The sequence below is a fragment of the Streptomyces sp. R-74717 genome, assembly GCF_047305335.1.
GTDB classification, from domain to species: domain Bacteria; phylum Actinomycetota; class Actinomycetes; order Streptomycetales; family Streptomycetaceae; genus Streptomyces; species Streptomyces atratus.
The window spans coordinates 1,589,906-1,612,237 of record NZ_CP102361.1; the positions used below are offsets into that span (position 1 = coordinate 1,589,906).

Annotated in this window: 17 protein-coding genes; 10 read left to right on the forward strand and 7 right to left on the reverse strand. The window is 70.4% G+C overall.

The genetic code is table 11. From position 1 onward, the window contains the following. Nucleotides 1–20 precede the first annotated feature (20 nt). The 3 genes from NRF20_RS07165 to NRF20_RS07175 all read left to right on the forward strand — a co-directional run bounded on the left by NRF20_RS07165 (nucleotide 21) and on the right by NRF20_RS07175 (nucleotide 3,579). Entirely contained in the window at nucleotides 21–1,226 is a 1,206-nt protein-coding gene (locus NRF20_RS07165; protein WP_413752243.1) for a helix-turn-helix domain-containing protein, read from the forward strand. Continuing rightward, on the forward strand, nucleotides 1,223–1,855 hold the full coding sequence (locus tag NRF20_RS07170; RefSeq protein ID WP_398634160.1) for a transcriptional regulator: 633 nt from the start codon (nucleotides 1,223–1,225) through the stop codon (nucleotides 1,853–1,855). The genes NRF20_RS07165 and NRF20_RS07170 overlap by 4 nt, the downstream gene beginning before the upstream one ends. 77 nt (nucleotides 1,856–1,932) lie before the next feature. After that, complete coding sequence (locus NRF20_RS07175) at nucleotides 1,933–3,579, forward strand: pyruvate, phosphate dikinase (protein ID WP_398634161.1); 1,647 nt, start codon at nucleotides 1,933–1,935, stop codon at nucleotides 3,577–3,579. Between the two features lie 321 nt (nucleotides 3,580–3,900). On the opposite strand, the gene NRF20_RS07180 is transcribed toward NRF20_RS07175, so the two are convergent. Then, nucleotides 3,901–5,142 (reverse strand): MBL fold metallo-hydrolase, encoded by a 1,242-nt coding sequence (locus NRF20_RS07180; protein WP_398634162.1) that lies wholly within the window; start codon nucleotides 5,140–5,142, stop codon nucleotides 3,901–3,903. A gap of 99 nt (nucleotides 5,143–5,241) precedes the next feature. Continuing rightward, entirely contained in the window at nucleotides 5,242–5,682 is a 441-nt protein-coding gene (locus NRF20_RS07185; protein WP_398634163.1) for a PPOX class F420-dependent oxidoreductase, read from the reverse strand. Nucleotides 5,683–6,026: 344 nt separating this feature from the next. Between NRF20_RS07185 and NRF20_RS07190 the strand changes: the two genes are divergently transcribed. The 4 genes from NRF20_RS07190 (at nucleotide 6,027) to NRF20_RS07205 (ending at nucleotide 13,404) form a co-directional block, all read left to right on the forward strand. Then, nucleotides 6,027–7,622: a thiamine pyrophosphate-binding protein gene (locus NRF20_RS07190; RefSeq protein WP_413752244.1), complete on the forward strand. Its 1,596-nt coding sequence runs from the start codon at nucleotides 6,027–6,029 to the stop codon at nucleotides 7,620–7,622. Beyond that, on the forward strand, nucleotides 7,619–8,839 hold the full coding sequence (locus NRF20_RS07195; protein ID WP_398634165.1) for a Glu/Leu/Phe/Val dehydrogenase dimerization domain-containing protein: 1,221 nt from the start codon (nucleotides 7,619–7,621) through the stop codon (nucleotides 8,837–8,839). Before NRF20_RS07190 ends, NRF20_RS07195 begins: the two co-directional genes overlap by 4 nt. 121 nt (nucleotides 8,840–8,960) lie before the next feature. Then, nucleotides 8,961–12,689 (forward strand): S8 family serine peptidase, encoded by a 3,729-nt coding sequence (locus NRF20_RS07200; protein WP_413752245.1) that lies wholly within the window; start codon nucleotides 8,961–8,963, stop codon nucleotides 12,687–12,689. Between the two features lie 103 nt (nucleotides 12,690–12,792). Next, nucleotides 12,793–13,404, forward strand: a complete 612-nt coding sequence (locus NRF20_RS07205; RefSeq protein WP_413752246.1) for a TetR/AcrR family transcriptional regulator — start codon at nucleotides 12,793–12,795, stop codon at nucleotides 13,402–13,404. A gap of 19 nt (nucleotides 13,405–13,423) precedes the next feature. On the opposite strand, the gene NRF20_RS07210 is transcribed toward NRF20_RS07205, so the two are convergent. The 3 genes from NRF20_RS07210 to NRF20_RS07220 form a co-directional block, all read right to left on the reverse strand. Continuing rightward, complete coding sequence (locus NRF20_RS07210) at nucleotides 13,424–14,797, reverse strand: MFS transporter (RefSeq protein WP_398634168.1); 1,374 nt, start codon at nucleotides 14,795–14,797, stop codon at nucleotides 13,424–13,426. A 138-nt stretch (nucleotides 14,798–14,935) separates the two neighbouring features. Next, nucleotides 14,936–16,105 carry an acyl-CoA dehydrogenase family protein gene (locus tag NRF20_RS07215; protein WP_266355760.1) on the reverse strand — a complete coding sequence of 390 codons (1,170 nt, stop codon included), beginning with the start codon at nucleotides 16,103–16,105 and terminating at the stop codon, nucleotides 14,936–14,938. Between the two features lie 13 nt (nucleotides 16,106–16,118). Further along, entirely contained in the window at nucleotides 16,119–17,675 is a 1,557-nt protein-coding gene (locus NRF20_RS07220) for an acyl-CoA synthetase (RefSeq protein WP_413752247.1), read from the reverse strand. A 111-nt stretch (nucleotides 17,676–17,786) separates the two neighbouring features. Between NRF20_RS07220 and NRF20_RS07225 the strand changes: the two genes are divergently transcribed. After that, on the forward strand, nucleotides 17,787–18,428 hold the full coding sequence (locus NRF20_RS07225) for a TetR/AcrR family transcriptional regulator (protein WP_266355764.1): 642 nt from the start codon (nucleotides 17,787–17,789) through the stop codon (nucleotides 18,426–18,428). 85 nt (nucleotides 18,429–18,513) lie between these two features. Then, nucleotides 18,514–19,704: a serine hydrolase domain-containing protein gene (locus tag NRF20_RS07230; protein ID WP_398634171.1), complete on the forward strand. Its 1,191-nt coding sequence runs from the start codon at nucleotides 18,514–18,516 to the stop codon at nucleotides 19,702–19,704. 30 nt (nucleotides 19,705–19,734) lie between these two features. On the opposite strand, the gene NRF20_RS07235 is transcribed toward NRF20_RS07230, so the two are convergent. Beyond that, on the reverse strand, nucleotides 19,735–20,736 hold the full coding sequence (locus NRF20_RS07235) for a DUF6745 domain-containing protein (protein WP_398634172.1): 1,002 nt from the start codon (nucleotides 20,734–20,736) through the stop codon (nucleotides 19,735–19,737). A gap of 108 nt (nucleotides 20,737–20,844) precedes the next feature. Beyond that, nucleotides 20,845–21,171, reverse strand: coding sequence for a hypothetical protein (locus NRF20_RS07240; RefSeq protein ID WP_266355770.1), 327 nt, complete (start codon nucleotides 21,169–21,171; stop codon nucleotides 20,845–20,847). Nucleotides 21,172–21,370: 199 nt separating this feature from the next. On the opposite strand from NRF20_RS07240, the gene NRF20_RS07245 reads away from it, so the two are divergent. Beyond that, nucleotides 21,371–22,327 (forward strand): STM4015 family protein, encoded by a 957-nt coding sequence (locus tag NRF20_RS07245; protein WP_398634173.1) that lies wholly within the window; start codon nucleotides 21,371–21,373, stop codon nucleotides 22,325–22,327. Nucleotides 22,328–22,332: the final 5 nt, after the last annotated feature.

Below are 22,332 nucleotides of genomic sequence, written 5' to 3' on the forward strand. Positions count from 1 at the left end.
CGGACAGGGAGGTGTCGCGGATGGTGCGTCTGACCCGGGCTCAGCAGCAGGAGCGCACGCGCGCGGCCGTACTCGCCGCGGCGCAGGCGGAGTTCACCGAGCGCGGCTACGCGGCGGCAAAGGTGGACGAGATCGCCGAGCGGGCCGAGTTGACGCGTGGCGCGGTGTACTCGAACTTCCCGAGCAAACGCGCTCTCTATCTGGCGGTGCTGGTCGACATGGTCGAGCGTGCCGCCACGGCTGAGCACAGCGGCACCGCGGAGCGGAGCGGCACGACGGAGCAGAATGCCATCGCGGAGTCCGACACCACCAGCGCGGTCCCGCAGCCTCCGACACCGTCTGCGGGATCCATCGCCGACGCGTTGGGCGCATTCGCCCGGACCTGGCTCGAACGAATGCCCCTGGCCGACGGCACCCCCTCCTTCGGCCGGGTGCATCTCCGCTCGCCGGCCGGGGTTCTCGACGACGAACCGATCCGCGACGCGTTCGGACAGATGACCCACCTCGAGGCTCTGCTGCTGGCACTCGCGCTCGAGTCGCACGCGCCCGCCGACGCCCCGTCCGTGCGTCAAGTCCGGCGGGCCCAGCTGGTCCTGAGGCTGCTGGAGGGCCCGGGTTCCTCGGCGGATTCGGCGCTCGGCTTCGGCGACCCCTTCGACATCGTTCAGGCCTGCGCGCATCTGGGCGGGCTCGCCCTCGCCGACGCCTGGAACCCTCCGCACCTGCCCTACGTCCCGCCGGCCCGAGCCTGCCGGGACCGCTGGTCCCCGCCGCAGGAGCTGCAGGATCTCATCACGCACCGCCCCGTCGGCTTCGCCGAGGACGGGGTGATCACGCTCCTCGGCACCAACCGCCTGAAAGCCGCCGAGGAGGCTGTCCGCGCCGCACGGACCGGCGACCGGATCACCGTGGTCGTCACGACGGCGGACCCGGCCGAGACCGGCCGCCTCGTACAGCTGAGGGCCGGTGACTTCGCCCGGTGCCTGCGACGCGTGTTCGAACCCGGCGCCTGGCCACGTCTCCGCCTCGTCCTGGACGAGCGCGGTCTGCTGGCGTCGGCCGTCGGCGTACCGGATGCCGACGACGCCACCGAGTACGCGGTACGCGTGCAGCACGGCACGATCGTCACCCGAGCCCAAGGACCCGGTGCCGCCCATGGAGCGGCCACCTTCGATCTCACGACCGCAGATGTCTCCCACACCACACCCGATGGGGCCGCGCCATGACCCAGCCTGTTTCGTCCTACGCGACCAGCACCGACCTGCTGGTGCTTCACACCCTCCGCTGCATCGGCTTCTCCGGCCTCTCCGGGGTGGCCAGGGCGTCGGGACTCCCCGAGTCCGACGTCGAATCGGAACTGATCGACCTCGCCGTGGCCGGACTCGTCACCCATGCCGCGGGCGACTTCGGCGGATGGGGCCTTACGGAGGAGGGCCGAGCCGCGGACGCCGAGCGGATCGCCGACGAGTTGGAGGAAGCCGGAGCGCGGGCCCGACTGACCGCGGCGTTCGACCGGTTCCTGGTGCTCAACCCCGAGCTGCTCGATCTCTGCACGGCGTGGCAGACCCGCACCGTAGACGGCTCCATGACGATGAACGACCACAGCGACCCCTCCTACGACGCCCGGGTGCTCGACCGGTTCACGGAGTTCCACCAGCGTGCCGAGCCCCTCTGCGCCGAGTTGTCCGCGGCGCTGCTCCGCTTCCAGCGCTACCCCGTCCGGCTCGCCGACGCGCTCGCCCGGGCGAGGGCCGGCGCTCTGGAGTACGTGACGGACAGCACGTCCTCGTATCACACCGTGTGGTTCCAGCTGCACGAGGACCTGCTGGCGACCCTCGGCATCCCGCGCCATTGAATCCGCCGTCCGCCACCCCGCGCATGGCGCAGGACCCGCAGCCGAACCAGCAAAGGCGACGCAGAGATGACCACGCAATGACCTGGATTCACCCGATTTCGGCTGAGGTCGAGGAGACGGCGGAAGTCCTCGGCGGCAAGGCACTCGGTCTCGTCGTGCTCCGCCGTCTGGGACTGCCCGTGCCGCCGGGTTTCGTCATCAGCACGGAGGCGTGCCGCGCCTTCCTCCGTACCGGACGGCTGCCCAGCGGCCTCGACGCCGAACTGGCGGCCGCCGTCGCCGGCCTCGAAGCCGCCACGCACCGCAGGCTCGGCGGTCCACGGCGGCCGCTTGCGGTGTCCGTCCGCTCCGGCGGCAGCGTGTCGATGCCCGGCATGATGAGCACCGTCCTCAACCTCGGGCTCACCACCGAGGCGACCACCACCCTGGCCGACGAGACGGGCGACCTGCGGTTCGCACTCGACTCGCGGCTGAGGTTTCTGACCAGCTTCGCCTCCGAGGTCGCCGGCGTGGGCCCGGAGAGCCTGGCGGGCATCGACCGTGCGCTCGCAGGACAGGACACCGACACGAGCCGCCTCGCCGAGGCGATCCAGGACGTCGAGCAGCTCATCGCAGAACGCAGCGGCGACAGCGTGCCCGAGGACGCCACCCGCCAGTTGGAGCTCGCCGTCGAGGCCGTGTTCTCGTCGTGGAACACACCGCGCGCGAAGACCTACCGCGAACTGCACGGCATCCCGCACGACCTCGGCACCGCCGTGACCGTACAGGCGATGGTGTTCGGCAATCGTGACCAACGCAGCGGGACGGGCGTCGCGTTCAGCCGTGATCCCAACACCGGCGAGCATGTCCCCTTCGGTGAGGCCCTGTTCGGCCGCCAAGGCGAAGACGTCGTCTCGGGCTCGTCACTGACCGAGCCTCTGAGCGAACTGGCCGACCGGGAACCCGAGGTGTGGACCCGCCTGCTGTCCGCCCTGACCCGGCTCGAGGAGAACTACCGCGACGCGTGCTACGTCGAGTTCACCTTCGAGGCGGGCGAACTGTGGATCCTGCAGGTGCGCCGCGGGCGGTTCGTCGGGCGCGCCGCAGTCCGGGTCGCGGTCGACCTGGCCGACGCGGGAACGATCGGGCGCGACGAGGCGCTGCTCCGCGTTTCACCGCAGCACCTCACCCACGTACGTACGCCTCGGATCACGGCGATCGAACCCCGCGACCTGTTCACCCGAGGGCTGGGCGCCTCCCCGGGAGTCGCTGTCGGCCAAGTGGCGACCACCGCCGACAGCGCGGCCCGGCTCGCCGCGGGAGGGCCGGTCGTCCTGCTGCGCCCCGAAACCTCCCCGCTCGACATGCACGGCCTGGCCGCCGCCGCCGGGGTGGTCACCGCTCGCGGCGGCCCGACGAGTCATGCGGCCGTGGTGGCGCGGTCGATGGGGAAACCCGCCGTCGTGGGTGCCGCGAACCTCACCGTCGACGCCGCCGACGGCTGCGTCCGGGCAGGCGGACGCACCCTGCCCGAAGGCACCCTCATCGCCGTTGACGGAACGGGCGGAGAGGTCGTCGTCGGCGAGCCCCGCATCGCCGTGTCCTCGACCGACCCACAACTGCACCGGCTGCTGGGCTGGGCCGACGACGTCGCGGGCGACAGGACCACGGGCCGCAACGAATCCGAACGCCTCACCTCGGCACAGGCCGCCCTCCGGCGGACCGGCGACGGACCGGAGAGCTGACGGCGTTCATGCGGGGCGAGCGAGACTCGGTCGGCGTGAACGCCCTTCACCACCGGTAGACGAAGAGCGTTCTTGGTTCCTGCAACCTAGGGAATCTTGGTTCTGTCAATCCCCTCGAACTGTGGAGATCTTCTATGCGGCCAGCTTCAGAGCGGAGTCGGCCGGATGGTCTTGTTCGTAGTCGATCGGGCTGCGGTATCCGCACACGCTGTGTAGTCGATGCGTGTTGTAGAACCCGGTGATCCAGGTCGCGATCCTCAACCGGGCCTCGGTGCGGCAGCGACTGCGTCATTGCGTTCAGGCTTCCGTCCCTGCCCCGAGTCACCGCTCACCTGCGAGATCAAGATCGCGATTGTCCTGACCCTGAGCAACGTCCGTTGCCTCGCTGCGGCGCCAGGGGTGTGCGATCGGGGCAGCCACGGACCGCCACCAGGGATCGAGGGGAAGCGTTCCCGCGGGTTCGAAGGGCTCGCCCGGCCGGGGAAATGCGGCTGACTGCTCGGCTTCCTCGGCGGCGTCCTTGGTCCACTCGCCGGGCTCTGCCCACGGGTGCATGGCGAGGCTGAAGGTGCCCCAGTGAATGGGCATCATGACGCCGTGCGGCTTGCCCCCTTGCAGGTCAAGGTGCGCCTGGATCCCCTGAGCGGGCGTCATATGTATGTCGGGCCACCCACCGGGGAGTGGGGTACAGTCCGTGTGGTTCTTGGGCCAGTACTCGGAGTACGCGCCGATCTGGATCATCGTCGCGTCGAACGGGCCGTGCCCGGCGCCGATGTCCTTGAAGCCGGGGAAATAGCCGGTGTCACCGCTGTGGTAGATCCGGTGCTCGGGCCCTGCGACAGCCCAGGACGCCCAGAGCGTGTGCTGCTGGTTGCGCAGACCGCGGCCGCAGAAGTGCCGGGCCGGGGTGGCGGTCAGGCTGATTCCGGCGATCTTCGTGGTTTCGTTCCAGTCCAGTTCGCGCGTCCGGTCGGCGGACACACCCCACCGCTCCAGATGGGCGCCGACGCCGAGCGGGACGGCGAAGACCGTGTCCGTGCCCGCGAGGGCGCGGATCGTCGGCAGATCGAGGTGGTCGTAATGGTCGTGGGAGATCACCACCGCGTCGACGGGTCCGAGCGCGGCGAGCGGCAGTGGCACGGGGTGCAGCCGCTTGGGCCCGGCAAAGGCGAAGGGTGAACAGCGCTCGCCCCACACCGGGTCGAAGAGCACCCGCCGGCCGTCGATCTCGGCGAGCACACTGGAATGGCCCATCCAGGTGAGCCGCAGCCCGGTGGCGGGCGGCTCGGCGAGGTCGGCGTAGGTGGTGGCGTGGACGGGCATGGTGCCGGTCGGCGCCCTGCGCGCCCGCTCCTCCTTGCGGAAATAGACCTTCGCGAACTCCAGGGTGGATCCGGACGGCCTGGTCCGTGCCCCCACCGGGTTCTGGAAGACGCCGTCGGCGAAGTTGGGCGAGCGGCGGATGCGCTCCATGCGGGCACCGCCCGGATCGGCGCCGAATGCGGCGGGGCGCAGCGAACGCAGCCGGGTGCGGAGCGGAGGCAAGGGGTCAGCGCCGGTCACAGCATCTCCTGAGGGAGTCGGTGTCGTCTCATTATGGGCGGGGGGTACGACAGTGCGAGAGCGGAACGGCCGACGGGCTGATCGCCGGACCGGGCTCCATCAGTCACGCGGCTGCCCGTACGCGTGCTCGATGCGCAGCCGCAGCACGACGCGGCGGTCCCGGACCATCGCATTGCGGTAGTCGTCCCAGTCGGGGTGTTCGCCCTGGACGTCGCGGTAGAGCGTGATCAGCTCCTCCACCGTCGCATCGTGCGGATCGGCGGCGACGGGGGTCAGCTCGGCCGTGCCGTCCACGACCGTCCACGACCAACGGTCCGCGCTGGTGACGTGGTAGCTCACCCGCGGGTCACGGCGGAGGTTCTTCGTCTTCGCCCGGTCCTCGGTGATCGAGACGCGGACGATGCGCTCGTCGGGGTAGTAGAAGTGATTGACATTGGACAGCTGGGGCCTGCCGTCCCGCTTGAGCGTCACAAGTACGCCGCCGCTCTCCTCGCCGAGCAGCCCGAGCAGCGCTTCCTGCTGTGCATCGAATCCCGTCATGCCGAATCCAACGTCCGTGCCCGCCACAGGATTCCGCATTCGGCCGCACTCCCGTGTCACATCCGGGGGACCCCCGTCCGTCACACCCGCGTGAACGCAGCCCGCCGACGGCATCCCGCGGCGCCGCTGGACGGCATCCGGGCCGAAAGGACCGGTGCGCGGTGGAGCGACCCGCAGGCCGCCGACCGATGCGGTCCGACCACTGAACGACGATTCAGCAGCGGCCGCATTGACAGGGCTGCCTCCGCCTCCCGATACTGACCGGCGATTCAGTAAATCGACCCGTTGAAATCGACCTGTCAGTGGAGGGAGCCGGCGTGCCCGAACAGTCGAGGAGTGCGTCCGTGACCGGCGGTGAAGCCGTGGTCCGGGCCCTGGCGGCGCATGGGGTCACCAGGGCGTTCGGGATTCCCGGAACGCACAACCTGGAGATCTACCGGCATCTGGCCCCTTACGGCGTCGCACATGTCACGCCCCGGCACGAACAGGGCGCGGGATACGCGGCGGATGCGTACGCACGGGTCACCGAGCGGCCCGGGGTGGCGATCACCACCACCGGGCCGGCCCTGCTCAACATCACGGCAGCGGTCGGTCAGGCGTATTCGGACAGCGTGCCGCTGCTGGTCGTGTCGCCGGGGATGCCGTTGCGCCACCCCCGGCAGCCGACCGGCCTGCTGCACGAGATGCGCAGCCAGACCGAGGCACTGCGCGCGGTCGCGGCATTCAGCCACCGGGTGTCGACGGTCGAGGAGATCGGCTCGGCGGTGGCGCGTGCGTTCACCCTGTTCCGTACCCGGCGGCCGCGCCCGGTCCATATCGAGGTACCGCTGGATCTGCTGGAGACGGCGCAGCCCGCGGGACCGGTGCGGCTCGCGCCACCGCTGTCCACCCCGGGCCCGGCCGGGCCCTCGCTCCGGGACGCGGCCCGGGTGCTGCGCTCGGCCCGGCGGCCCGCCGTGGTCCTCGGCGGAGGGGCTCGGTCCGCGTCCGCCGGGTGCCGGGCACTCGCCGAGGCTCTGGCCGCCCCGGTCGTCACCACCGCCAACGGCAAGGGGATCGTCGACGAGACGCATCCGCTGTCGCTCGGGGTGTCGCTGCACAGCCCGTCCGTACAGAAGTGGCTGGCCGACTGCGATGCGGTGCTCGCGGTCGGCACCGAGCTGGCCGAGTCCGATCTGTGGTCCGCGCCGCCGCCGTTGGGCGGCACGCTGATCCGGGTCGACATCGACCCCGCCCAGATGTACGCGGGACTGCCCGCCGATCTGGCGCTGGTCGGCGCGGCGCGCCCCACGCTGGATGCGCTGCGGGATGCGCTGGAGGAGGCCACCGGGGACTCGGGCGCGCGGGACGGTGCCGCCGCGGTGCGGGCGCTGCGCGCCGCGCGGGACGCCGAGACCGCGGAGCGCGACGCCCGCTGGGTGCCGTATATGCGGGCCGCACGGGCCGTGCTGGACGCCGACGCGATCTGGACCTCGGACAGTGCGCAGTGCTGCTACTACGGCGCCCTGCCCCACCTGCCCGTCGGCCCGCGCGGGCGCTATCTGCACCCGACCGGCTTCGGCACCCTCGGCTACGCGCTGCCGGCGGCGATCGGCGCGAAGACCGCGTACCCACACCGGCAGGTCGTGGCGCTCAGCGGGGACGGCGGGCTGCAGTTCTCCGTGCAGGAGCTCGCCACGGCGGCCCAGCTGCGGCTGCCGCTGCCCGTCGTGGTGTTCGACAACGGCGGCTATGGAGAGATCCGCGACGAAATGACTGCGCGCGGCGACACTCCCACGGGCGTCGATCTGCCGTCCGTCGACCTGCCCGCGCTGGCGCGGGCGTACGGCGGCCGCGGCACCCGCGCCGACACCCCTGAGGCGCTCGCCCGCGCCCTGTCCCTGGCCCTGACCACCCCCGGGCCCACCGTGATCACTGTGACCGAGGAGACCCCCCGATGACGACACCTGCGGTGTCCCGTCCCACTGCCCCGTCCGCCCCCCTGATCTCGCTCACCTGGACCGACCACATCACCGGCCGCCAGGGGCACCTGGTCGTCGACCGGCTGGTGCGCGGCGTGTCCAGCGGCGGACTGCGGATGCGGGCGGGCTGCACGCTCGACGAGGTCGCGGGGCTGGCCCGCGGCATGACGATGAAGGAGGCCCTCCACTTCAACGCCGGTGACACGGGGGCCCGCTACATACCGCTCGGCGGCGCGAAGGGCGGCATCGACTGCGATCCGCGCGACCCGGAGGCCTACGGCGTTCTGGTGCGCTATCTGCGGGCCGTGCGCCCGTACATCGAGAACGTGTGGACGACGGGCGAGGACCTGGGGCTCACCCAGGACATCGTGGACCGGGCGGCGGCCGAGGCCGGGCTCGTCTCCTCGATCCAGGCCGTCTATCCCCTGCTCGACGACGAGACGGCGGCCCGGCAGCGTCTCGCCGACGCGTTCGCCGTCGAGGTGGACGGCATCGGGCTCGACGAGCTGGTCGGCGGCTGCGGTGTCGCCGAGTCGGCGCTCGCGGCGCTGGACCGGGCGGGCGTCCCGTACCGGGAGGCCAGGGTCTCCGTACAGGGGCTCGGCACCATGGGCGGGGCGACAGCGCGATTCCTGGCGCGGGCCGGGCTGACGGTGGTCGCCGTGGCCGACGTCAAGGGCACGATCGCCAATCCGGCCGGCCTGGATGTCGAGGCGCTGCTGGCCGCCAGGGACGGGTACGGAACGGTGGACCGCGGCGCGCTCCGGGACGGGGACCGGGAGCTGTCCGCGGAAGCATGGCTGGAGCAGGAGGCCGAGATACTGGTACCGGCAGCCGTTTCGTACGCGATCGATGCCGCCAACCAGGCGCGGATACAGGCCCGTTGGGTCGTCGAAGCGGCGAACATGCCGGTGCTTGCGGAGGCGGAGGCACTGCTCGCGGCACGCGGGATCACGGTGTTGCCGGATGTGGTCGTCAACTCCGGTACGAACGCCTGGTGGTGGTGGACGCTGTTCGGTGACATCGGCGCTGACGCCGACGAGGCGTTCGGACACACCCGCCGCTCGATGCGAGCCCTGATCGACCTGATGCTGGCCCGCGCCGAGGCCGACGACTGCACCCCGCGGGCCGCCGCCCATGCCATCGTCGCCGACCGTCTGCCGGTGATGGCGCAGCGGTTCGGCTGGTACCGCTGAGCCCAACGGCGGATAGCTGCCATGGCAGCTATCCGCCAGCCCCGACCCAGCTCCAATCCGTCATGCTCCTGACATTCTCACCTCACCACCCCCTGAAAACACACGAGTTCACGAGGTGAGAATGAGACGGACCAGATGGGCGGCGGTCTGCGCCACCGCGCTTGCCGCCGCCCTTGCCGGTGGAACACTGCCCGCCGCCGCCGACAACACACCCGCCTTCGCCGCACCGTCCACATCCCCGGGAACGGCCGGCGGGAGCAGCACCGTCACCCTGCTGACCGGCGACGTGGTGACGTACTCCGGCCGTGGGGACGGCGTACAGATCAGCTCGATCGTGCCGGGAACCGGCCGCGAGGGCATGGGCTTCACCCGCTTCCGGGCCGGGGGCCACGAGTACGCGGTACCGATCGACGCCATGGGCCAGATCTCCCGGGGCCGTGTGGACCAGCGGCTGTTCGATGTGACCGAGCTCGTCGCCTCGGGCTACGCGGACGCCGATACGGACTCGCTGCGCATCCTCGTCGGCGGTGCCGCATCGTCGTCCGGGAGCCCCGACGCCCCGAAGGGCGCACGGATCGCCGCGGCCTTCCCGACCACGCAGACCACCGCGCTGAATGTGCCGAAGAAGTCGGCCGGCACCGTCTGGAAACAGCTCGGCACAAAATCGCGGGCCCGCACCGAGGGCATCGGCAAGGTCTGGCTCGACGGAAGGGTGCGGGCCACGCTCGACAGATCCGTACCGCAGATCGGCGCCGACCGGGCGCATCGTGCCGGGATCACCGGGAAGGGCACCAGAGTTGCCGTTCTCGACACCGGCTACGACCGGGACCACCCCGATCTGAAGAGCGCCGTCGTCGCCTCGCAGGACTTCACCGAAGACGGCGACGTGCAGGACGTGCAGGGCCACGGCACCCATGTGTCCTCGATCATCGCCGGTTCCGGGGCCGCCTCCGAGGGCCGGTACGCGGGTGTGGCACCGGGTGCGGAACTCGTCGAGGGCAAGGTGCTCAACAACGACGGCTACGGCTACGACTCCTGGATCCTGGCAGGCATGCAGTGGGCTGTCGACCAGGACGTCAAGGTCGTCAACATGAGCCTCGGCTCGAGCGTGGCGTCCGACGGCACCGACCCGTTGTCGGCCGCCGTCGACAAGCTCTCCGCCGAGCACGGCACGCTCTTCGTCATCGCCGCGGGCAACAGCGGCGACCGGACGATCAGCGCACCCGGTGCCGCCGACGCCGCTCTGACGGTCGGCTCGGTCACCAAGTCCGGTGAGATGTCGGCGTTCTCCTCACGTGGACCGCGTCAGGGCCGGCCCGCCGTCAAACCGGAGATCTCCGCCCCCGGCAGCGACATCGTCGCCGCGCGTGCCGCCGGCACACTTGACGACGCCGCCGTCACCGAGCGGTACGCCTCGCTCTCCGGTACGTCGATGGCGAGCCCGCATGTGGCGGGCGCCGCGGCCCTGCTGGCGCAGCGGCACCCCGACTGGTCCGGCGCCCGGCTGAAGGCGGCACTGATCGGCAGCGCCGCGCCGGTGGACGGTGCGACGGTCTCCGACACCGGTTCGGGTCTCGCCGACGTACCGGCTGCGCTGGCCACCGCGGTGGTCGCCGAGCCCGCCACGCTGGCCGCCCGCACCACGTACCCGAACGCCTCCGCCGAGCCGCAGAGTCGCGAGCTGACGTGGACGAACACCACCGACAAGCCGGTGAGGCTGCGGCTCTCCGCGGGGCAGGGCTCCGCGGTACGCCTCGACGCGCAGACGCTGACCGTGCCGGCGCGTTCCTCCGCCGTCTCGAAGGTCACCCTCGAACCGTCGCGGGTCGAGGCGGGCACGACGTACGGCGGTGCCGTGACCGCGACCTGGCCGGGAGGCGGACGGGCGACCGTACCCGTCTCGATCCAGGCCGATCCGGAGACGTACACCCTCACCCTGACCGGTCCCGCGCCGCGTGAGGGCAGCGAGGCCACCTCGACGGGTGTGGTGCTGCAGAACGAGAGGACCGGTGCGTCCCAGATCATCGGGCTGACGGGCACCACGCCGAGGAAGGTGACGCTGCCGCGCGGCAGTTACCGCGCCCTCGGGCACACCTGGGAGTACGACAAGGTGGACAACACCGTCGTCGGCAGCACGGCGATTCACTTCGCCCGGCGGGTGACGGTGAATCAGGACACCTCGGCCACGCTGGACACCAAGGGCGCGAAGCCGGTACGGATCGGGGTGGACGACGGGTCCGCCCGGGTGACCCTCCAGTCGGCCACCGGAATCGCCTCGCGGATCGACACCGGCTCCGGCGCCGTGGACAACGGTCTGATCGCACCGAGTTCCGCCGGTCAGTACCGGGTCGAGGCCGTACCCACCACCGGCGGCACGCTGGACGGGCTCACCTTCTTCGGCGGGCTGAGCTGGCAGCAGCGTGAGGTCGACGCGCACGAGCCCAGCTCCTCGGCGAGCGCGCTGAAGCTGCTGCTGTCGCAGTACAGCATCTACAGGTGGCTGGGCACCGCGACCGGCGAGGTCGTCGACATCGGCACCGGGGCGGACACCGACCCGGCGGCGATGGACCTCAAGGGCAAGATCGTGCTGTGGACGCCCGCGACCAGCCAGACCTCGATCAACAACGCCCTCTACCAGAGACTGTCCGACGCGGGCACGGCCGCCATCATGTACGCCGGCTACGGACTCTCCGTCTACAAGCCGACACCGGTGCTCCGGCTGGACCAGACCAGCGTGCCCGCGCTGCGGGACCGGCTGGCCGAGGGGCCGCTGACCCTGACACTCGACGGCGTCAACACCGGAGCGGACGCCTACTATCTGCACCACTCGGTCGACGGCCGGGTCCCGGCCGGGGCCGACTGGTTCGACCGGCGGTCCGAGCTGGCCGAGGTGCGGACGACACAGCGCACCCATGGCTACCCGTCCGATCCCAAGGGCATGTACGCCTGGACCACCTGGCACGGGCTGACGCTCTATCAGCAGGTCACCCGCTACCGTCCGCCGTCGGAGCAGACGCTGTACTTCTCCCCGGACGTGGCGTGGACGACGGCGACCTTCCACTACCAGTACGACGTCGGCCACCGCACTTACCCGCTGGGGACGCTGAGCGGTCCACCCACCGTGTACCGCAAGGACGGTGACTACCGGGACGACTGGATGTCCGCCCCCTTCAACCCGGCGCTCGGCAAGCGGGCCGGTGCCGCCCAGGTCGTCAGGGAGGGCGACAAGCTGAAGGTGGCGCTCCCGGTGTTCTCCGACGCGGCCGGGCACCGGGCCGAGACGGCACCGGGTGCGGACAGCGGGAGCACGGTCCTGGCGGACGACAGCGGAAAGGTGCTGGCCCGCAATGCCGCACCGGGACGCGCCACATTCGACCTGCCGCGCAAGGAGAGCTGGTACCGGCTGACCGTCGATGCCACGCGTACGTCGCCGGATCCGGTGACCTGGATGCTCGGGACGAGGGTCACCAGCGAGTGGCGTCTTCGCTCCGGGCACGAGAAGTCGGCCGCACCGGCCCGGCTGCTGGATCTCGACTACCGGCTGCCGCTCACCGGCGAGAATGCGGCCGACCCCGCGAAACCGCTCGACTACACGGTCGGTCTCTCCGCGCAGGGCAGCCGGAATGCACTTCCCATCGCCTCGCTGAAGGTCTGGTACGCAACGGACGGCACCGACTGGAAGCAGGCCGCGGCGGCTCGCGGGGCGGACGGCCGTTGGAAGGTCACCGTGCCGACCCTCGGGACCGCCAAGGTCGATCTGAGGTCCACCGTCACGGACACCTCCGGTGCTTCGCTGACGGAGACCCTGATCGACGCGTACAACTCCGGCTGCGCCGACATCTGGTGCTGACGGTGCAGGCCGGCGCCACGGGCGTCGGATGAACAGGGGGCGGGGCCGTACGCGGCTCCGCCCCCGGCCTGTCCGGGCCCCGCGCATTCGTTAGGGTGGCGCAGTGGCAAGAGTGCGGTTGAGCGTGGCGGAACGGCGTGAGGAGCTCCTGCGCGCTGCCGTCGAACAGATCGAGGTGCGAGGGGTCGCAGCGGTACGGATCGCCGACGTGGCCGCCGTGCTCGGTGTGAGCAATGCGCTCGTGCTCTACCACTTCTCGACCAAGGAGAAGCTGGTCACGGCCGCCTTCGCGCATGCCGCCGAGGCCGACCTCGCCCATCTGCGCAAGCTGCTGAGCCGCCGCACCAGTGCGGTACGGCGGCTGCGCGCCGCCGTCCGCTGGTACGCCCCGACGGGCCAGGCCAAGGGCTGGCGGCTGTGGATCGAGGGCTGGGCGGCCTCGCTGCGCGACCCGGCGCTGCGCAATGTGGCCGGCGATCTCGACCAGCAGTGGAAGGCGGAGCTCGCCGAGGTCATCGAAGAGGGCGCCGCCGCCGGTGAGTTCCACTGCGACGACCCGATGTCCGTGGCCTGGCGGCTGACCGCCCTGCTGGACGGCCTGGCCGTACAAATGACGTCGTATGCGGGTCCGCTCTCCCGGGCCACGATGCTGACCTGGACCGACGAGGCCCTCGCCCGCGAACTCGGCATCGACCGTGCGGCACTGACGGCCTGAAACGCGCTCCCCTGGTGGATCACTCCGGCGTGCCGGATTCCCGGCGGTCCGGGTGGGGGATGCCGAGCCGTACGGCGTCGCGTTCGGGCCGGATGGCGGCGATGGCGAATACCCCGGCGGTGAGCATGACCGCGGCGGCGATGAGGAAGGCCACCAGATAGCCGGCCGATTCCGAGCCTGCGGTGTCGATGATGCGGCCCGTGAGGAAGGGTGCGACGAGGCCGGGCAGCGTGCCGGTGGCCGCGACGATGCCGAACAGTGCTCCTCGTTGGCGCGGGGGCGCGACTTCCGCGGTGGTCATGTAGTGCAGGGGGATGGCGATGGCGTGTCCGCCGAAGGCCACCCCGATCAGCACGAGGCGGGGACCGGACGCATCGACGAAGGGGAAGACGGCCATCGCGGTACCTGCGACGACCACGGCGGTGCCCTGCAGGAAACCGCTGGACCAGCGGCTGGACACCCCGCGCGATTTCAGGGCGTCGACGAGCGGGGAGAGGGTCAGCAGGAGGACGAGGCTGAAGGCGGAGATGACGCTGATGGTGGTGGCCGCGCGGGCGGGCGTCATCTCCAGCTGTGTTCTCAGATAGGCGGGGAGCCATGCCTGACTGAGTGAGAGGGCCCAGGCGGCGCCGAAAGCGCTGGCTATGGAGCCGAGTACGGTCCCGTTCAGCAGGAGTCTGCGGTAGGGCAGGCAACGGCCCGACGGCGCGATTGCGGCGGCTGCGGGTTCGGGGGCGTGTCCGAAGGAGCCGTCCTGCCCGAAGGGGCCGTCGTGACCGAGCCTGAGCCAGGCCAGACTCCAGACGACACACACCAGCGCGAGCACCGCGTACGCCGAGCGCCAGCCGAAGTCGCTGATGAGCCAGGTGAGCAGGGGCGCCGATATGAGTGTGCCGAGAGCCGCTCCACCGATCTGGAGCGCGGAGGGCAGTCCGCGTCCGGTAGTGGGAAACCACTTGTACAGGGCGTGCATGGACATCGGGGCCGCGGGCCCTTCGGCGGCTCCCAGCAGCACCCGGCCGGCGATGAGCGTGGGCACGGCTGCCACGAAGAGGACCGGCAGCTGGGCGACGGCCCACAGGACGGTCAGTGTGAACAGGAGCATCCGGCTCGATATGCGGGACGAAGTGAAGCCGACGAGCAGTCCGGAGAGGCTGAACAGGAGATAGAACGAGCTGGAGATCAGGCCGTAGGTGCTGTTGCTGATGTGGAGTTCGTCCATGATCGGGACAGCGGCCAGGCCCAGAACGGACTTGTCGGCGTAGTTGATGACCATGAAGGCCACGATCAGGGCAGTGATCAGCCAGGCGCGGCGGGGGTTGTAGCGGGGCTCGGGCATGCTCGGGTGCGGGGCTGCGCGGCCGGTGACGGGCTCGGTGGGGCGGGTGACCATGGGGGACTCCTGCGCGGGTGCGGGGGTGCAAGATGGGCCCAGCTGGTGTGTCGAAGGGCCGCACGAGCCTGTGCCGTGCTCGTGGGCGTGTGCAGAGCCGGTGGGCGGGCCGGGCCCGGGATCTCCCGGCCCGCCGGGTCACACGAGCGATTTGGCGATGGCGTTCTTGTGGATCTCGGTGGTGCCGGTGACGATGCGGAACATGCGCAGCGTGCGGAAGATCTGCTCGACCTCGTGACCGTGGGTCAGTCCGGCCTTGCCATGGATCTGTACGGCCTGGTCGGCGACGCGGAAGCAGGACTCGGAGCTGAACAGCTTGCACATGTTCGCCTCGACACCGATGGCAGCGCCCCCGTCGGCCCTGGCCGCGGTGGCCATCACCATGGAGCGGGCGGCGTAGATGTCGGTGGCCATCTCGGCGAGCTTGTGCTGGATGGCCTGGAGGGCGAGCAGTGGCCGGCCGAAGACGACCCGGTTCTTGGAGTAGTCGACCGACAGGTCCCAGGCGCGGCGGGCGGCGCCGATCACGGAAGGACAGTGCAACAGGCGGTTGAGGGTGATGCGTCCGATGCCGATACGCAGTCCCTGTCCGATCTCGCCGAGGAGGTTCTCGGCGGGGATCCTGCAGTTCTCGAACAGGAGGTCGCCCTCCATCTGCTGGCCGGACATGGGGATTTCGCCGTCCAGCACCTGGCATCCCGGGGTGTCGAGGTCGACGAGGAAAGCGCTGTACGACTCCTCGGTGCCGGCCATTCTGACGACGACGACGGCGAAGTCCGCAAAGGGCGCGGCGGAGCTGAACACCTTGCGTCCGTTGAGGACGTAGTGGTCGCCGTCCGGGGTCGCGGTGGTGGTCATGCGCCGGACGTCGGAGCCCGCGTCGTCCTCGGTGATGGAGAAGCAGCAGGCGCGCTCGGCGCGGATCACGGGCAGGAGGTAGCGCTGCAGCTGGTGTTCGGTGGCATGGTGGAGGATCGCTCCGGCACGCAGCGGGCCGCCCATGTCGCCGAGGACCGAGTGGGACAGTGCGGCGCCCGAGGCGGTCAGCTCCTCCTTGAGTGCGCACAGTTCGACCAGCGACAGGCCCTGCCCGCCATACTCCGGCGGCAGGTTGATGCCATAGAAACCGAGTTCACGGCTTCGCTTCCATACCTGTTCGAGGACGGGCCGGTCGACCTTGGTCTCGGGAGTGATGCCCCGCTCCTGTTCGAAGGGGATCAACTCGTCGCGGAGGTAGGTGCGGAGCCTTTCGACGAGCTCCTGCAGACGGGGGTTGTCGTCGTACGACGGTTCGAGGGTGAAGGTCATGAGGGGTGTCCGTTCAGTGCACGCGGCGTTCGACGCCGGTCCAGTAGCGTTCGCGGATGGCACGGCGGTCGATCTTGCCGTTGGGGTTGTGGGGAAGGGCGTCGGTGAAGTCGATGGAGCGGGGCTTCTTCATGCGGGCGAGCCGGGACGCGCAGAAGTCGATGAGCCGGCTCTCCTGAAGCTCCGCGCCGTCGCGCAGGACGACGACGGCCTTGACGGCTTCGCCCCATTCGGGGTCCGGGATCCCGACGACAGCCGCCTCGAACACGTCGGGGTGCTGGTGCAGGGCGGATTCGACCTCGACGGCGTAGATGTTGAAACCGCCGGAGATGATCATGTCCTTCTTGCGGTCGACGATGAAGATGTAGCCGTCGCCACGGCGCCGCGCGAGGTCGCCGGTATGGAACCAGCCGTCGTGGAAGGTCTCGGCGGTCAGGTGGGGTTCGTTGAAGTAACCGGGTACGACGTCGGGGCCCCGGACGGCGATCTCACCGATCTCGCCGTCGGCGACCTGGGCACCGGAGTCGTCGACGATCCTGATCTCGGCCTCGGTGAGGGGGCGGCCGCAGGACAGCAGCAGCTCCTCGTCCAGGCCCTCGATCGCACGCCGGTGGTCGTCGGTCGACAGGAACAGCACGCCGGAGGTGGTCTCCCCGCAGCCGTATCCCTGAGAGAGCACGGGGCCGAACAGCTGCCACGCCTCGCGGATCCGCGCCGGTGACATCGGTGCGGCACCGTACATGAGCTGGCGCAGGCTGGAGACGTCGTAGGCGCCCCGGCCGGGCAGTGCGAGCACCGTATTGATCATGGTCGGTACGACGAACGCATGCGTCGCGCGCTCCCGTTCGACGGTGGTGAGAAAGGCTTCGGCGTCCCAGCGCTCCATGACTACGGCGCATCCGCCGGCGAAGAAGATGCCCATCAGAGGCATGCCGGAGGCATGGGTGACGGGGCCGGCCAGGATCTGCTTGTCCCCGGGGCCGACCCGGGTGTGCGCGTTCATCACGGATTTGCGCATCAGGGCGAGACGGTTGCCGTACGTCTGTGTCGCCGCTTTGAGCTTGCCGGTGGAGCCCGAGGTGAAGTGCAGGACGGCTGTGTCGCCCTCGTCGCAGTCGACATCGACCGGCTCGCGGTGGGTGGCGGCGAGGACCTCGGCGTAGCCGGGACCGAACTCGCCCGGTCCGTCGAAACCGATCACGCTCTTCACCTCGCTGCCCGGCACGGCCTGCCGGGCCGCCTCCACGTGGGCGGCGTCCACGAGAAGCACCCGGGCGTGCGACTCGCGCAGCAGATGGGCCACTTCCTGTATGCCGAGGCGTGCGTTGACGGGGGCGCGCACCAGTCCGGCCTTGTACAGGGCCACTTCGGCGACGACGAGTTCGGCGCGGTTGGCCGCCAGTGTCGCGACGCAGTCTCCGGCCGTCAGGCCGAGGGCGCGCAGCGCGGCGGCGAGCCGGTCGCTGTGCTCGTCGAGGGCGGCATAGGTGAGCCGCGTGCTGCCGCAGACGACGGCTTCGGCTTCGGGATGGTGGCTGCTGGTCCTGCGTACATATCGCCCGAGGTTCATGACGACTCCGTAACTGAACAGTCTGTCTGTTAACGATCTCGATGGCGGGAAACGTAACGCGCGGCAGCCTGCCGGTCAACGGTTCGAAAGGAAGACGCAATAATCCAGGGCATGAAGACTGCAGGTGACCGCCGTGTCCGCCGCACCCACCGCGCCCTGCGCGCGGCCCTTGTCGACCTCGTCCTGGAGAAGGGATTCCACGCGCTCAGCGTCGAAGAGATCGCCGAGCGCGCCGATGTCGCCCGCGCGACCTTCTACGCGCACTACCGGGACAAGGAGGACCTGCTCCTCGGCATCGTCCGGGATCTGGCAGAGGACCGTGAGCGCCTTCTGCCCGCCGTCGAACAGGCGCAGACACAAGGCTTCACCGGCCTTCCGGTGCTCTACATCTTCCGGCACGCGGAGCAGGAGAGGCGCGTCTACCAGGTCATTCTCCGAGGAGAGGGCGACGGGCGCGCTCTGCGCGAGTTCTCCGCGATCATCTGCAAGCGCGTCGAGACCGTCTTCCGAGAGCGCGCGGCGCAGCTCGGCGTCACACCGCGCATCCCGTTCGACGTCATCGCCCGGGCCTGGACCGGCGAGCTCATCGGCGTGCTGACCTGGTGGGTCGAGAACGACACCGGTTACAGCGCCGCCGAGATCACCGGACATCTCCGGGATCTGTCCGTGTACGGCCGCGTCTGGGCCTCCGGACTCGCCCCGTCCGACGCTCCGGGCGCCTTCGACCCCCCGGCGACCGAGTCGGGTGCATAGGTCTGCCGACCGGAACGGGCCTGGCCACGTTTCTGGACACACTGTACGGTAACGCTCCGTTGGCAACACCGACAGGAGTGGGCGCATGACCGAAACACCTTCGCTGACCGAACTGACCTGGGCGCGCGGATTCACGGACCCGGCCTGGGTCCGCCGGCACACCACGTCCGGCCGCGAGACCGTGCCCAGCCGGCGCGTATGGCGCGGCAGGACGCAGCCGCTCGACGTACCATGCGCACCGCACGATCTCGAAGCGCTGGAGTTCACCACGTCCGGCAGCCGGTCACTGACCCTGTCGGCGCTCTTCGCCGCCGCCCAGACGGACGCCTTCCTGGTCATGCACCGCGGCACCGTGGTCTACGAGCGCTACCTGCACGGATACGAATCCCACGTGCCGCACTTCAACGCTTCGGCGGCGAAGTCGTACATCGGCCTCCTGGCAGCGATCCTCGCGGACCAGGGGCTGCTCGACCGCGACGCCCTCGTCACCCGATACGTCCCCGAACTCACGGGAACGGCGTTCGGAGAGGCACGGGTCGACGATCTGCTGCACATGGGCACCCTGATGAGCTACGCCGGCCGGCCTTTCGACAAGGCGATCGAGGCCCAGCGGTACTTCGCCATCCTCGCCCCTCAGTTGCGCCCCTACGGCTACAACGGCCCCACCAGCATTCGCGAACACCTCGCCACCGCCCGGGCCACCGGCAAGCCCGGCACGGAATTCCGCTACGAGAACGGCAATGTCGAGGCCCTCGCGGAAGTCCTCCGCCGCGTCACCGGCATCAGTACGTCCGCGCTGCTCAGCGAGGTGATCTGGTCCCGGCTGGGGGCGGAGGAGGACGCCTACTACATCCTCGACTCCGAAGGAACCGAGGCGGCGTGCGGCGGCTTCAGCGCGACCTTGCGTGACGTGGCCCGGCTGGGCGAGGTGATCCGATGCGGCGGCGCCGTCGGTGACCGTCAGATCGTGCCCGAAAGCATCGCCACGACGATCGCCACCAGCACCCCGGACGGCTATCCCCGGCGGGTCCGCTTCCCGGCGGCACCCCCGGACTCGCCCGCTACGCTCTCGTACCACGACCTCTGGTGGATCCTGAACGATCCCTACGAGTCCTTCATGGCCAGCGGCATCCACGGGCAGCGCCTGTTCATCTCCCCCAAACTGGACCTGGTCATCGTGCACTTCGCCTCCCAGGTCATGTCGCCCTCGGTCCCCCCGGCGCCGCTGGTCCAGGCCTTCATACGGATCGGCACCCACCTCGACGCCGGGATCTGAAAGGCGCTCCGCCTGCTCGGCCGACGAAGGTCAGGTCTGGCGCAGGGGTGCATACGCATCCCCTTGGAGTCCGAAGGTCCAGGCCACACCCTGCTTCGCGGTCCTCGTGCCGGGCGGCACCCGGAGCCAGTAGGTGCGGTGGGTTCCGTCCGGCTCCGGGGTGGAGTTGACGACCTCGACCATCACCACGTCCTCGTCGCCGTCCAGCGCGATCCGCCAGAGGATGCCCGTCTCGTCCCGATGGACCGGCTCGGCGCCCGACTCGGTGAGGTAGCGGTCGTAACCGTAGAACTCCAGCATCACGCGGCGCAGTTCCGCGTTCTCCTCCTCACGTATCCGTTCGGGGGTCAGGGAGTTCAGTTCCGCAAGGAATTCGGCGGGCACGGGCATGCCCCGCCAGGCGTGGAGCGCGAAGCCGTCGCGGTAGGCGAGCGCCGGGCCGTCCCCGCGGTCGAGCCGGCCCGCCTCGTCCCGGTGGAGCGCTTCGGGGCGCTCGCTGATCACCACCACACGCTCGTACGGCCACCACCAGCCCGCGTGCCTCGCGACCTCGGCCAGACCGTCAAGCCGCTCGCCCCGGCCGTCGAACGCGGCGAGCCAGGCCGCATCGTGCTGGCCCAGGACCGCATCGAGCAGCACGAGCCGGACAGCGGACTCGTCCTCGGGGCGCTCCGTGAGGTCCGCGACGACACCGGCCCTGATCCGCTCGGCGAGCGCCGCCGTGGTCTCCCAGAGCTGCGCCCCCGTGGCGGACCACAGGGCGGACCAGCCCGCCGGGCCCAGCTCGTCGTACATCCGGCGCCGCTCCTGCGCCCAGGGCCGGGTCCGTACCTCGTCACGCACCGAGCGTCCGGCGTCGACGAGCTTCTCGACGGCCTCCACGGCGGCCCTGGGCGAATCGACCCAGACGATCTGCTCCGGCTCGGCAAGTCCTGCGCTGCGGTAGGCGAGCCGCAGCCCGTCCTCGGCCGCGGCCCGGTCCGCCGCGCCGGTCGCCGCTGCCACGGCCCGCCATGAGTCCACGTACTGCATCGGTCTTCCCCGTCCCCTGATTCCGTGTCGTTCGGTGTTCTGTGTGTGCGTGCTCCGGATCTCTGATCCGGCTCCCTGATCCGCTGCTGCCGGATGGGCCCGGCGGCGTCAGTCCGCGACGATGCGGACCGCCCCCGGGGCGTACTCCCGCTGGCGCACCACTCGGTACCAGCCCTTCGACAGCGGTATCGCCGCGTGCTCCTCGTGAACCACCCGCCCGCCTTCGGGGAGATGGAGCAGCATCGGCCCGAAGGCGCCCGCCTCGCGCATCAGCCGGCCCGGCCCCTGAACCGCATGGGCATGGCCGGTGACCTCGCCCAGCGCGAGGACCATCCGCCCCCGGCCGTCCCTCGGTTCGCCCGGCGCGTCCACAAGATGCGCGGGCACCGCCGACTCCTCCAACGACACGATCAGTACATCGCCCTGCCGGTACACAGAAGTCTCCCCTCGATGGCCGCACCCGCTGTGCCGGCCACGAAGAAAACGCTAAGGGGAGGGTCTGACAATCGAACGGCGACCGGCTCCCACGGCGTCGGTGGACATGTCACGGACGGTCCCCGGTCGCGCCGTTGTCAGTGCGGCTTGATAAACCTTGCGGACATCAGCCGTCCCCCAGTACCAGGAGCCCAGGGTCATGTCCGGTGTGGACCATCTGCACGAGTTGCTCGGCCTTCCCGCCGTCGACTTCCAGCACGCGACGAAGGAAACACCGGTGCAGGCCGCCGATGCGGCGGCCTGGCGCATCTCGGTCGACCCGTACGACGACGAGTGCGAGATGACCTGGGAGGAGGCGTTCCAGGCGTTTGTGACGGCGGTCGACCCGGCCGGTGTGCGGGCGCTCATCATCGGTCAGTGGGGCGAGTCGTACGAGGAGACCTCGTCCTACCCGATCGATCTCGTCATCGCCGCGGCCGACCGTCTGACCTCGCTGGAGGCCGTCTTCGTCGGCGACATCACCCCGGAGCAGAACGAGATCTCCTGGATCGAGCAGTCCGATGTCACCGCACTGCTGACCGCCTTCCCCGGCCTGCTGGAGCTGGGCGTGCGCGGCGGCACGGATCTGGTCTTCTCCGCCACGAAGCACGAGCGGCTGCGCTCGCTGACCATCGAGACCGGCGGCCTGCCGGTCGGAGTGATCCGCGGCATCCTGGACAGCGAACTGCCCGCGCTGGAGCGGCTCGACCTCTGGCTCGGCGTCTCCGCGTACGGGGGCGACGCCGATGTGGCGGACCTGGCCCCCCTGCTCTCCGGCTCCCGCTTCCCCCGCCTCCGCCACCTCGGTCTGCGCAACAGCGAGGTGCAGAACGAGATCGCGGCGGCTGTCGCGGGTGCCCCGGTCGTCGCCCAGCTCCGTACCCTCGACCTGTCGCACGGCACGCTGGGCGACGAGGGCGCGGCGGCGCTGCTGGACGGCCAGCCGCTCACCCATCTCGAACGGCTGGATCTGCACCACCACTTCATGACCGAGCCGATGGAGCGCCGGATCACTCAGGCGCTGGAACCCCATGGGGTGCAGGTCGATGTGTCGGAGCGCGAGGAGCCCTGGGGCGGTCGCGGTGCCGAAGGCCGCTACACCGCGATCTCGGAGTGATGCGC